Consider the following 12,358-nt stretch of genomic DNA (forward strand, 5'->3'; position numbering starts at 1 on the left):
CCAATCCCTTATTATTAAAAATTTTACTTGATACTTTTTAAATTAAATAGTATAATTAAATTCAGATATTAGAAGAGGAGGATTTATATGATTGTTGATTTACACTCACACACTACAGGATCAGATGGAACTTTTTCACCAGATGAAATTATCAATTTAGCTAATGAAAATAATATAGAAATTTTTTCTATTACTGACCATGACAATATTGATGCTATAAAAGAACTATCAAATATTACAGAGGATATATTTTTTATACCTGGTGTTGAAATAAGTGCTGAATTTCCAAAAACACTCCATATTTTAGGTTATGGTATAGATATAAATAACAAAGAGCTAAATAATACATTAAAAGAATTACAAGATTTTAGAAAAAATAGAAATGAAAAAATGCTAAAAAATATGGAAAGTTTTGGTTTCTATATTACTATGGAAGAATTAATAGAAGAAGCAAAAGGTGAAATTGTTGGAAGGCCCCATTTTGCAAATTTAATGGTAAAAAAAGGATATGTTAAAACATATCAAGAAGCCTTTGATAAATATTTAAAAAAAGGGGCACCTTTGTATATGGACAAAAAAAGATTAGAACCAGAAAAAGCCATAGAATTAATTCATAATGCAGGTGGAATTACTGTTATGGCTCATCCATACCAAACAAAATTAGAAGGTAATGATTTAGAAGAATTAATAAGAAAACTTAAATCATATGGATTAGATGGTATTGAAGTATATTATTCACAGCACACAAAAGAAATGATTGAAGAATATAATTATTATGCTAAAAAATATGAATTAGTAAAAACTGCAGGTTCAGATTTTCATGGAAAAAACAAACCACATATAAGTCTTGGCATGGATATAGTGTACAATGAATTGCATGATTTCCTTTGTTTTATAAAAGGAGGATTTAAAATTGGATAATGATTACAAAAATTATTTAAAAACAACAGCTAAACAATCTAGTTTTACTTTTTTAATAAGAATTGTAGCATATGTTTTATCTTTCATCCTTCAAGCTTTATTTGCAAGATACCTGGGATCACAAGATTATGGACTATATGCTCTTGGGTTTAATATTACAAATATAGGTATTATTTTTACAACCTTCGGAATGCCAGCATCAATGCAAAGATTCCTGGGTGAATATTTAGGAAAAAAAGAAACAAAAAAAGCACAGTCTATAATAAATGCTGGATTTATTATAGTAACCCTCACAAGCATTATAGCTTTTACTGTTCTCAATATAAACAAACATTTTTTTGCAATAAATATTTTTAAGAAACCTGAATTAGAAAACACATTTATTTATTTTAGTTTTATTTTAATAATCATGTCCTATTTAAGCCTTTTCTCGGGTATATTTATGGGACTAAAACAACCAGCAAAATTTAATTTTCAAAAAGAAATTGTAGAAAGGTTATTGAGAATTGCATTTTTTATACCACTATTTTATTTTGGTTATAAACTATACGGCGCAATTATTTCAACAATCATTTCTAATATAATAATTCTTATTATTTTAACCTATCAATTCAAAAAGACAAAATTATTAGATTTCACAGTTAAACCTGTATTTTCAGAACTCTCAGATGTATTAAAATATTCTGTAAATATGTTTTTTGTAAGTTTTACCTATTTCCTACTTTCACAGGTAAATATAACCATCTCTGGAATGTATTTGGAATCATCAAAAGTTGCTATATATAGCATTAGCAGTTCTGTAGCCGGACTTTCAGTATTTTTCCTTGTAAGCATAAATTCAATTTTCGGAACAGTTATTTCTGAACTTTATCATACAAATAAATTTGAAACATTAAAAAAATTATATTCAACTGTAATAAGAATAGTAATAACTTCAACTATTCCTTTAACATTATGGATGGTATTATATTCAAAAGAAATTTTAAGCTTTTTTGGTAAAGATTATATGGAAGGATATTTAGTATTATCTTTCTTAGCAATCGGGCAATTTGTAAACGCAATAGTTGGACCCAATGGCTTAATGCTCTCCATGACAAAACATCAAAAATTAGAACTAATCAATGGAATATTAATAGCAGCACTAAATATATCTTTAAATATTTTTTTAATTCCAAAATATGGTATTGTTGGTTCTGCGATAGGAGGAACTGTAGCAATAGCATCAATAAATATATTAAAAAGTGTAGAAGTATATATTTTCTTAAAAATACAACCCTATGATAAAAAAATAATAAAACCTATTATTTCTGGAATTATTTTAATATTTGTATTACTATTAATTAAAAATGTTATTCATTCATACAATATACTTTTCATTGTTTTAATGTTAATCATCTCATACATGATTTATCTAATAATAATGAGAATATTAAAATGGAATAAAGAAGATTTAGAGCTATTCAATGCTCTGTTGAGCAAAATTAGGAAAAAATAAAATTTTAACATTATAATTCTAATATTTTATCAATTTTTACTTGCTTTTGGAATAAAAATATAGTATAATAACATAGGCTCCAATTAGAGTGTTGGTGCCTATGTTTTTTTAATACTCGAAAGGAGATTCTCCTATGTCTGAAAAGGTAACAATTAAAATCCCTAAACCATTATATGAAAGTTTAAAAAAAATAATAGAGGGCACAGGATATAGTAGTGTAACAGAATTTGTAATTTTTGTACTAAGAGATTTGGTTTCTTCTAACGAACCAGAAGATTATAAGGAAAATATAGAGGAATTTACAGAAGAAGAACTTGAAATAATAAAACAAAGACTAAGAAATTTAGGATACATAGATTAAACAAAATGGGGGATGGCGAATGCAAGAAAAGTCACCAAATGTAAAGTGGCAACATACAAAAATAAGAAAAGAAGATAGAGAAAAAGTTTTAAAACAAAAAGGATTTGTATTATGGTTCACCGGACTTTCTGGTTCGGGAAAGTCAACGATTGCCATTGAAGTCGAATATATTTTAAATTCAATGGGATACGCTACATATCTCCTAGATGGAGATAATATAAGACATGGTTTAAATAAAGATTTAGGTTTTTCTGTAGAAGATAGAAAAGAAAATATAAGAAGAATTTCAGAGGTTGCCTGCTTATTTCAAGATGCTGGAATAATAACATTAGCTACATTTATCTCCCCTTTTAAAAAAGATAGAGAAAATATAAGAAAATTAATACCTGAAAACAGATTTATAGAAATATATGTTAAATGTTCATTAGAAACATGCGAAAAAAGAGATATCAAAGGGTTATATAAAAAAGCAAGAGAAGGCATTATAAAAGACTTTACAGGTATATCCTCGCCATACGAAGAACCAGAAAATCCTGAAATAATAGTAAATACAGATAAAGAAACCTTAGAAGAATCCATTAATAAAATTATAACATATTTAAAAAATCACCAATTAATCAGGTGATTGCATGAAAAGAAAAATAATTTTTCTTATAACAATTATTTTATTTTCCCTTCCTTTTATAACCAATCCACCAGAAGGTCTTGATTCTAATGGATATAAATCACTTGTAATTTTTCTTGTTTCTATATTATGGTGGAGTACAAAATTTGTTCCTTTAATGATTACAAGCATACTATCTATAATTTCATTTCCACTGCTTGGAATTCAGAGTTCTGCAGAAGTTTATTCGAAATTTGGGAATAGCGCTGTTTTTTTTGTTTTGGGCTCATTTATTTTAGCTTCTGCAATGATTAGAAGTGGTTTGAGTAAAAGAATTGCGTTAAAATTTCTCGTAATTTTTGGAAAAACACCATTATCATTAGTTTTAAGTTTTCAGTATCTTGCTATAATCATGTCTTTCTGGACATCGGGGCATGCTGTGGCAGCTATGTTGATGCCTATAGTTCTTGAAATTGGAAATGTTTTGTATGAACAAGAAAATGGAGAAATATATCTAAAGTTTTTAACCCTTTCATCTATGTGGGGATCTATTATTGGTTCTGGAACAACTTTGCTTGGCGGTGCTAGAGGACCTCTTGCAATAGCTATGTTAAAAAAAATAACAGGTATAAATATATCATTTACTCAATGGATTATTTCAACATTACCGATAGTTATTTCTGTCTCAACAATTGCTTCTATAATAATTATAAAAAATACACCAAAAAATATTGATATCTCTAAAGGCATCAATCTTTTAAAAAATAAAAATTTAAAACTTTCAAAATTATCTCAAAGAGAATTATATATATTAACTATATTAATAATTACTATGATAATGTGGATAAGTTTTGGCACAAAAATGGGAATCGCAAATATTGCACTTTTATCAGTAATAATATTATTTATCTTTAGATTAATATCCTGGAATGAAGTTGAAAAAGATGTTAATTGGGGTATCATTCTAATGTATGGCGGAGCAATCGCAATGGGAAGCACATTAGCAGAAACTGGAGTTTCAACCTGGATAATGAACTTAATTCCTATATCAAACTCATTACTATTTTTAGTATTAATTATAATAATAACCGTATTATTTACAGAGTTTATGAGTAATACTGCTGTTGTTGCATTTTTGTTGCCTATTGTATTATCAACAGGATTATCCTTAAATATTTTACCGCAAATACTTGTGTTTAGTGTTGTATTACCAGCAGGTTTCGCTTTTATGTTACCAATGAGCACACCAGCTGTTGCTATAATGTTATCAACAAATTATATTGATACAAAAGACACTATAAAATATGGAATAATTTTAAATATTACAGGTATTATTGCGACTATACTTTCAATATTAATATATTGGCCTATATTATATAAATAAGAGGTGCATTATGAATAATATTATTATTAATATAGACATGAAAAAAAACAAAAAGGCACTATCTAGAATATTTAAAAAATATGATAATCCAGAGTTTTATCTAATCATAGATGAGAATATAGTATATTTATCCGCTGAGTTCTTAATAAGCAATGGATGGCTTGGAGAAGAAACAATCAATCAACTAAAAGATGTTTTACTAAATAATTTAACAATTATGAGGGAAAAATGGATAAAATTTTCCAGGGAATTATATCCAAATATACAAATTAAAAAAATTAATGGAAATTACAAAGAAATCATTGAAAAAATCATAGAAGAAAAAAATATAGATGAATTAATTATAACTTTCAAAAAAGATTTCAACCCCTACTGGAACATATTAAAATATATTTTTGAAAATATTTCAAAAAAGTATAAGGTTAAAATAACCATAATCAACTAGGAGGTGCACAATGGATCATCTTGAACGATTAGAAGTAAAAAGCATACATATATTTAGAGAAGCATACGCAAACTTCAAAAACTTATGTATGCTATGGTCAATAGGAAAAGATAGTACAGTATTATTATGGCTTGCCAGAAAAGCATTTTTTGGGCATGTGCCTTTTCCTTTAGTTCATATTGATACAAGTTATAAAATACCAGAAATGATTGAATATAGAGATAGATTAGCAATGGAATGGAATTTAGATATGATATATGGCCAAAATGTAGAAGCACTAAAAACAAAACAAACATTTCCTGATGGAAATGCAACTAGGCTTGAATGTTGTAAAAGATTAAAAACAGATGCCTTAAGACATACTTTAGATGGAACATGGACGAGATATAGATTAAATCACGCAACTGGTAAATATGAACCAGATCCTAATAGAGAACCTTTTACGGGAGTTATCGTTGGTGTTAGAGCTGACGAAGAAGGATCTAGATCAAAAGAAAGGTATTTTTCCCCAAGAGATCAAGAAAATCTTTGGGATATTTCCGATCAACCACCAGAATTTTGGAATCAATACAAAACAGATTTTGCACCAGGAACACATTTAAGAATACATCCTTTACTCGATTGGACAGAATTGGATATATGGAAGTATATCAAAAGAGAAAATATACCCACAGTTTCATTATATTATGATAATGGAAATGGAAAAAGATATAGATCATTAGGATGTTATCCATGTACATTCCCAATAGATTCAAATGCAAAAAATGTAGATGAAGTAATAGAAGAATTAGAAAGCGGTAAATTAAAAAATATTGCAGAAAGATCCGGAAGAGCACAAGATAAAGAAGATGGTGGAGGATTAGAAGAATTAAGAAAAGATGGATACATGTAAGAAGGGGGATTAAAATGGATAAAATAATAGAAAAACAAGATATGAGTATAGTTTTTGTAGGACACGTTGATCACGGAAAAAGTACAATAGTAGGAAGACTATTAGCAGATACCAACTCTTTACCTGAAGGAAAACTTGAACAAGTTAAAGAAAATTGTAGAAGAAATTCTAAACCATTTGAATATGCATTTTTAATTGATGCATTAAAAGATGAACAAGCACAAGGAATAACAATAGATGCTGCAAGGATATTCTTTAAAACAGAAAAAAGAAATTATATAATAATAGACGCTCCAGGGCATATAGAATTCTTAAAAAATATGGTTACAGGTGCATCACATGCTGAAGCAGCATTACTAGTAATAGATGCAGCAGAAGGAGTTAAAGAAAACTCAAAAAGGCATGGATATATGTTAGCAATGTTGGGCATTAAACAAATAACTGTATTAGTAAATAAAATGGATTTAATAAACTATGATGAAAAAATATATAATAGTATTGTAAAAGAATATACAGAATTTCTAAATAAAATAAACATTACACCAAAAACATTTATACCAGTATCAGGACTTGAAGGAGATAATATAGCCTCATTATCAAACAAAATGCCATGGTATAATGGTCAAACTGTATTAGAAACATTAGATTCTTTTGAAACAGAAAAGCTTCCAGAAGACAAACCATTTAGAATGCCTGTACAGGACGTATATAAATTTACTAAAAGTGGAGATAATAGGAGAATAGTTGCTGGAACTATAGAAACAGGAAAAATTAAAGTTGGAGATGAAGTTATATTCTATCCTTCTGGAAAAAAAAGCAAAGTAAAAACAATAGAAGAGTTTAATAAACCAATACAAACAGAAAAAAAAGCAGGACAACATTGTGGTTTTACATTAGAAGAACAAATATATGTAAGAAGAGGAGAAATTGCTACAGTAAATGGCGAAAAAAAACCATTGGTATCTAAAAAAATAAAAGCAAATATGTTTTGGTTAGGAAAAGATCCAATGATTAAAGGTAAAGAATACATATTAAAAATAGGAACAGCTAAAGTCAGATGCAAAATAGACAAAATAAATATGATATTAGATGCTTCAACATTAGAAAAATCAATAAAAGATAGAATAGATAGACATGATGTAGCAGAAATAATATTAAAAACAGAAAAGCCAATAGCATTTGACTTGACATATGAAATTCCTCAAACTAGCAGATTTGTTATAGTAGATAATTATGAAATTTCTGGTGGAGGAATAATAATTGAACAAGTTAAAGATGAACAATACAATATAAGAGATAAGGTTATATTAAGGAATTACAAATGGATAAAAGGAGATATTTCAAGAGAAGAAAGAGCAGAAAAATATTCTCAAAAATCAACATTATTATTGATAACAGGAAAAGAAGGAGAAGGAAGAAAAGATATTGCAAGAGCATTAGAAAAGAGATTATTTAATGATGGTAAATTTGTATATTTTTTAGGTATAGGAAATATATTATATGGTGTTGATGCTGATATAAAAAATCATGAAGATTCAAAAGTTAAAAATAGAGAAGAACATTTGAGGAGAATGGCTGAAATAGCTCATATAATGTTAGATTCTGGAATGATATTAATAATTACAGCAATAGAACTAACAAATAAAGATTTGGATTTAATTAAAACAATTGTAGACCCAGATTTAATTCAAGTAATATGGGTAGGCGAAGATATAACAACAGACATAAAACCGGATTTACACATCTACGATTTTGAACACACAGAATCTGCAATGAATATAATCAAATCAGAATTACAAGAAAAAGGAATAATATTTAAACCCTGGTAAATAGAAGGAGGTAGTTAAAATGGCAAAAGAAATCAAAATTTCAGATGAATTATTTGAAAAAATCAAATCAAACCTGGAAGAATATGGTTTTGAAACTGTAGATGAATATGTGGAATTTGTATTAAATGAAGTATTAAACTCAGATGAAGAAAATAATGAAGAAGTATTCAATGAAGAAGAAGAAGAAATAATAAAAAAGAGATTACAAGATTTAGGATATCTTGATTAAAGGAGATGCGAATATGAAAAATAAAAAATTAGTTGTAATAGGGTTGGATTGTGCTGATCCAAAACTCGTTTTTGAAGAGTTTATAGATGAATTACCAACAATTAAGAAAATTGCAGAAGATGGAAGTTATGGTCCGTTGGAATCAACAATTCCGCCAATTACAGTTCCTGCGTGGATGTCAATGATGACAGGTAAAGATCCTGGAACATTGGGGTTTTACGGTTTTAGAAACAGAAAAGATTATTCATATGATTCTGTATTCTTTGCAAATTCAAGACTAGTAAAAGAAAAAACAGTATGGGATAAATTAGGTGAAAAGGGTTTAAAATCAATTGTTTTAGGTGTTCCTTTAACCTACCCACCAAAATCAATAAATGGATATCTGGTGACTAGTTTCTTAACTCCAAGCACAAAATCAGAATACACCTATCCAAAATCTTTAAAAAAAGAAATAGAAAATTGGGTAGGAGAATATATGTTTGATGTTGAAAATTTTAGAAGTAATGACAAAGAAAGACTATTAAAAGATTTATATATAATGGAAGAAAAAAGATTCACTGTTGCTAAACATTTATTAACAGAAAAAGAATGGGACTTTTTCATGATGGTTATAATGGGAACAGATAGATTACATCATGCATTCTGGGCACATTATGATAAAACTCATTTTAAACATGATCCAAATAGTAAATTTGTAAATGCAATAAAAGATTATTATAAGTTTATTGATGAGAAAATAGAAGAATTAATAAGTACTCTTCCAGAAAACACAGAAATTCTAATAGTTTCCGATCATGGAGTTAAAAAAATGGAAGGTGGAATAGCAATTAATGATTGGTTAATAGAAAAAGGATATTTAGCTTTAAAAGAAAAACCAGAAAAACCTACAAGAATTGGTAAATTAATTTCTGAAGATAAAATAGATTGGTCAAAAACAAAAGCCTGGGGAATGGGAGGTTATTACGGAAGAATATTCCTTAATGTTAAAGGAAGAGAACCAAATGGAATAATTCCAAAAGAAAAATACGAAGAAGTAAGAAACCAATTAATAAAAGACTTATCTGAAATTACAGATGAAAATGGAAATAATATAGGTACAGTTTCATTCAAACCAGAAGAAGTATACGAAAAAACAAACAATATTGCACCGGATTTAATCGTTTATTTTGGTAATTTAGACTGGCGTTCAATGGGAACAGTTGGAAATGAAACAATATGGCTTCATGAAAATGACACTGGTCCAGATGATGCAAACCATGCTCAACATGGAATGATTCTGAGTACTTTGAAAAATGTTCCAAAAAAAATTACTGATGTCCACAAATTCATTCTTAATTTTTATAATTTATAAATAACCTGGAGCTTTTTGGCTCCAGGTTATTATTTAGGTAATTTATACCCATATAAATTTCTTGAAATTTTATTTTTTAAATATATCTTTCTTTCAAGAATTAACTTATCATTAATATCATTTTGAATTTCACTCTCTTTACTGTAATCATATACCTCAATTTTTTTATTGTTTATTTTTGCTATGTTAGTTATTTCATAAACACTATCAATTACAGAACTTCCTATTCTCTTATAACCAAAAGCTATTTCTTCCCTTGAACTTTCAATAAATATATTCTCTTCTCCAAAAAGATATCTACTAATTATTTCATGAATTCGCCTGGTTGAAAATATTCCTTTATCATCTATCTTAATTTTATTTGCATTTTTCCCAATAAAACTTAAAGGAACATGCAAAATTTCTTCTATTAATCCATTTCCAGGATGTTCAAAAATACCATTTTCACCAAACGCTTCACCGTGATCAGAAACAACCACTACTAAACTATTTTCCAAATTAAATTTTTTATCTATCTCATTTATTAAAATTTCTAAATTCTTATCTAAATAATCAACTTCACCTTCATACAACTCTTTCAAAAATTCAATTTCTTTTTTCTTTAAATTTAATGGCATATAATACAATTTCTTAATTATTTCTTGTGCTTTTTCAAGCTTCTTTTTATTTAAGTAAGGAGCTCCATAAGGTGTATGTGTATCCATAAGATGTATAAATCCAAAATACTTATTTTCTTTAGAAATTTCAATATTTTTAAAAGTATTTAAAATTTCTTCTATTCTTACTTTAGTTTCAAATGATGTATTCCTGATATTAAAATCATTTTTTGTTATTTTAAACGCTATAGGTTTATAGAATTTATTATATACAAGCTTTATTAAAGATTTTAATTTTTTATAATCATTTAAATATTTAATAATTTCATTTTTTTTATTATTATTTTCTTTTTTTAATCTCATTATTTCACTTTCACTTTTTTCAAAAAAATCGTTAAAATATCCTTTATTAATATAATAACCAAAAGCTCTTGAAGTCACTGTATTCCCTGTAATAAATATATCTAAATATTCTAGTTGATTAGCTATTTTTGGTAAAAATGTATATAAGCTTTTCATTATTTTAGAATTTTTTATAATCTGAAATGGGTAGGTACCTGTTAATATAGATGGAACAGCAAAAAATGTATTTGGAGCTACTGAATAAGCATTATTGATAGAAAGGTCTACTTTCTTTGAAAATTCCATTTTATCGAAATAATCTTTTCTTAAACAGTCGGTAATTATTAAAAAAATATTTTTATTCATTAAATCTCTCCTTTTCAAAGCAATATTATTGATTAGTTTCCAAAAATTCATTTTTTCTTAGTTTTTTAATAATCTTTTTCTTTTTGATATTTAAAAAGATCTTATTATAAATATTTTAATATTTTTATTATTTTATTTTTATACTATCTCCAAATCACTTTTCTGTTTTATATATTTTGCTCACCATTTTTTCCTCAAACTTTTTATGTCCAACTAGATCACTTTTTTGAGTGTCCTCACATTCATTCCATTTGAAGATGGAAACCCTATTTTTTAATGCATTCAGGAATTTTTTTCTCATATTCCTTCCAACATAAGAGTCAAATAATCCTACACTTTTGATTCCAGTGTGTTATAAAATTAGGAAATTTTTTTACTTTAGGTATTCTATATCCGTAATCACCCCATGGAATATTTGGAGAAAAAATAAGAAAATGATATCATTAAACTAAAGGAATGAAAGGGGTGTTTGTTATGAAAAATAGAAATAAGTATTCTCCTGATTTCAAACTTCAAGTTGTTAAAGAATATCTTAATTCTGATAAGTCTTTATCCGATATTGCTATATGATTCCTTCATCTCACACTTTACATAAATGGGTTAAAAAATATGAGGAATCCGGTTATGATGATAATGTATTTAATTCTAAGAAAGGAAGGCCTAAGTCCATTATTTCTGATATTTCTAAGGTTCCTCCTTTTATTTATGAGTCTGCTGGTATTGTTAAACCTGATAATAATTCCAATGATACTAATTCTTTAAAGAAGAAGATTGAATATTATGAACGTCTTCTTATTGAAAAGGAATTGCTTATTAAAATGCAAGAAGATGAGATTAACTTTTTAACACAACTGGAAAAAGTAACTTTTATTGGTGTTTTTTTGATTATTTTTAAATATAGAGATTTTTTCTACTTCTTTTTTACTCAATCGTTATAACATTAGTTCCAGTTCAATACCAGGTTGTTTTTTGTTAACCAGAAAGTCTTATTTTAAAGGTCATTCCTATACTGCTGACGGTAAAAAAGTTTCTGATGATTATATTAAACAATTGCTTGTTGATTTGTTATCTATTGATGACCCTTTGAATCCTGAGTTCTTTTACAAAACTCTTGGTTCTAAGAAGTTAGCTGCTATTTTTAGACACAAGTATAAATTAATCACAAAAAGATTCATAGATTAAGAAAAGAATTAAGTCTTATTAGAAATTATCGTCATCATCCAAAACATCCTAAAAGAAGACCTAAAAATCACGACATTACCAGACCTAATCAATACTGGGAATCATATATTAAATTTATCCCCACTAAATATGATGGTTCGCAATACTTACTATAATCGATAGTTTTGATAGGGCTGTTGTTGGTGTTTATATTGGTAATTTGCTAAAGACTTTATTTCAACTTTAAGAAAAGCTATTAAGAGGTGCTACTCCTGATAATCTCATTATTAGGTCAGATAATGTCCATTTGCTAAAATTACTGCTGCTTTTATGGATGAATTAAACATTATTCATGAATTTGGTTACAAGAATAATCCTAACT

14 protein-coding genes are annotated in these 12,358 nt (G+C 27.1%); 13 read left to right on the plus strand and 1 reads right to left on the minus strand.

The genetic code is table 11. The annotated features are described in order from the left end of the window. Window positions 1–87 precede the first annotated feature (87 nt). The 10 genes from AS160_RS04580 (at window position 88) to AS160_RS04625 (ending at window position 9,511) form a co-directional block, all read left to right on the plus strand. Window positions 88–921, plus strand: a complete 834-nt coding sequence (locus tag AS160_RS04580) for a PHP domain-containing protein (protein WP_165145581.1) — start codon at window positions 88–90, stop codon at window positions 919–921. Continuing rightward, complete coding sequence (locus AS160_RS04585) at window positions 914–2,416, plus strand: flippase (protein WP_165145584.1); 1,503 nt, start codon at window positions 914–916, stop codon at window positions 2,414–2,416. The genes AS160_RS04580 and AS160_RS04585 overlap by 8 nt, the downstream gene beginning before the upstream one ends. A gap of 133 nt (window positions 2,417–2,549) precedes the next feature. Then, entirely contained in the window at window positions 2,550–2,777 is a 228-nt protein-coding gene (locus AS160_RS04590) for a ribbon-helix-helix domain-containing protein (RefSeq protein ID WP_165145587.1), read from the plus strand. A 19-nt stretch (window positions 2,778–2,796) separates the two neighbouring features. After that, the gene (gene cysC, locus AS160_RS04595; protein ID WP_165145590.1) at window positions 2,797–3,402 is read left to right on the plus strand and encodes an adenylyl-sulfate kinase; all 606 of its coding nucleotides are present in this window, start codon (window positions 2,797–2,799) and stop codon (window positions 3,400–3,402) included. Between the two features lie 4 nt (window positions 3,403–3,406). Continuing rightward, a complete protein-coding gene (locus AS160_RS04600) occupies window positions 3,407–4,765 on the plus strand; it encodes a DASS family sodium-coupled anion symporter (protein ID WP_165145593.1) in 1,359 nt (452 codons plus the stop codon). Window positions 4,766–4,802: 37 nt separating this feature from the next. Further along, complete coding sequence (locus AS160_RS04605; protein WP_165145596.1) at window positions 4,803–5,210, plus strand: hypothetical protein; 408 nt, start codon at window positions 4,803–4,805, stop codon at window positions 5,208–5,210. Window positions 5,211–5,220: 10 nt separating this feature from the next. Next, window positions 5,221–6,102: a sulfate adenylyltransferase subunit CysD gene (cysD, locus tag AS160_RS04610; RefSeq protein WP_165145599.1), complete on the plus strand. Its 882-nt coding sequence runs from the start codon at window positions 5,221–5,223 to the stop codon at window positions 6,100–6,102. Window positions 6,103–6,116: 14 nt separating this feature from the next. Continuing rightward, on the plus strand, window positions 6,117–7,931 hold the full coding sequence (locus tag AS160_RS04615; protein WP_165145602.1) for a GTP-binding protein: 1,815 nt from the start codon (window positions 6,117–6,119) through the stop codon (window positions 7,929–7,931). 19 nt (window positions 7,932–7,950) lie between these two features. Beyond that, window positions 7,951–8,160, plus strand: a complete 210-nt coding sequence (locus tag AS160_RS04620) for a CopG family transcriptional regulator (protein WP_165145605.1) — start codon at window positions 7,951–7,953, stop codon at window positions 8,158–8,160. A gap of 13 nt (window positions 8,161–8,173) precedes the next feature. Beyond that, complete coding sequence (locus AS160_RS04625; RefSeq protein WP_165145608.1) at window positions 8,174–9,511, plus strand: alkaline phosphatase family protein; 1,338 nt, start codon at window positions 8,174–8,176, stop codon at window positions 9,509–9,511. Between the two features lie 29 nt (window positions 9,512–9,540). On the opposite strand, the gene AS160_RS04630 is transcribed toward AS160_RS04625, so the two are convergent. Beyond that, the gene (locus tag AS160_RS04630; protein WP_165145611.1) at window positions 9,541–10,815 is read right to left on the minus strand and encodes a sulfatase-like hydrolase/transferase; all 1,275 of its coding nucleotides are present in this window, start codon (window positions 10,813–10,815) and stop codon (window positions 9,541–9,543) included. Window positions 10,816–11,289: 474 nt separating this feature from the next. Here AS160_RS04630 and AS160_RS04635 point away from each other — a divergent pair, with 474 nt between their 5' ends. The 3 genes from AS160_RS04635 to AS160_RS04645 are packed head-to-tail and all read left to right on the plus strand — an operon-like array spanning window position 11,290 to window position 11,997. After that, complete coding sequence (locus tag AS160_RS04635) at window positions 11,290–11,385, plus strand: transposase (RefSeq protein WP_165145614.1); 96 nt, start codon at window positions 11,290–11,292, stop codon at window positions 11,383–11,385. Beyond that, entirely contained in the window at window positions 11,382–11,753 is a 372-nt protein-coding gene (locus tag AS160_RS04640) for a hypothetical protein (RefSeq protein WP_165145617.1), read from the plus strand. The genes AS160_RS04635 and AS160_RS04640 overlap by 4 nt, the downstream gene beginning before the upstream one ends. Window positions 11,754–11,784: 31 nt before the next feature. Further along, window positions 11,785–11,997: a hypothetical protein gene (locus AS160_RS04645; RefSeq protein ID WP_165145620.1), complete on the plus strand. Its 213-nt coding sequence runs from the start codon at window positions 11,785–11,787 to the stop codon at window positions 11,995–11,997. Window positions 11,998–12,358: the final 361 nt, after the last annotated feature.

This window comes from Marinitoga sp. 38H-ov (assembly GCF_011057715.1).
Lineage (GTDB): Bacteria > Thermotogota > Thermotogae > Petrotogales > Petrotogaceae > Marinitoga.

Coding starts and splice junctions, on each gene's coding strand:
- AS160_RS04580 (WP_165145581.1), top strand. CDS start 88: ATGATTGTTGATTTACACTCACACACTACAGGATCAGATGGAACTTTT.
- AS160_RS04590 (WP_165145587.1), top strand. CDS start 2,550: ATGTCTGAAAAGGTAACAATTAAAATCCCTAAACCATTATATGAAAGT.
- cysC (WP_165145590.1), top strand. CDS start 2,797: ATGCAAGAAAAGTCACCAAATGTAAAGTGGCAACATACAAAAATAAGA.
- AS160_RS04600 (WP_165145593.1), top strand. CDS start 3,407: ATGAAAAGAAAAATAATTTTTCTTATAACAATTATTTTATTTTCCCTT.
- AS160_RS04605 (WP_165145596.1), top strand. CDS start 4,803: ATGAAAAAAAACAAAAAGGCACTATCTAGAATATTTAAAAAATATGAT.
- cysD (WP_165145599.1), top strand. CDS start 5,221: ATGGATCATCTTGAACGATTAGAAGTAAAAAGCATACATATATTTAGA.
- AS160_RS04615 (WP_165145602.1), top strand. CDS start 6,117: ATGGATAAAATAATAGAAAAACAAGATATGAGTATAGTTTTTGTAGGA.
- AS160_RS04620 (WP_165145605.1), top strand. CDS start 7,951: ATGGCAAAAGAAATCAAAATTTCAGATGAATTATTTGAAAAAATCAAA.
- AS160_RS04625 (WP_165145608.1), top strand. CDS start 8,174: ATGAAAAATAAAAAATTAGTTGTAATAGGGTTGGATTGTGCTGATCCA.
- AS160_RS04630 (WP_165145611.1), bottom strand. CDS start 10,815: ATGAATAAAAATATTTTTTTAATAATTACCGACTGTTTAAGAAAAGAT.
- AS160_RS04635 (WP_165145614.1), top strand. CDS start 11,290: ATGAAAAATAGAAATAAGTATTCTCCTGATTTCAAACTTCAAGTTGTT.
- AS160_RS04640 (WP_165145617.1), top strand. CDS start 11,382: ATGATTCCTTCATCTCACACTTTACATAAATGGGTTAAAAAATATGAG.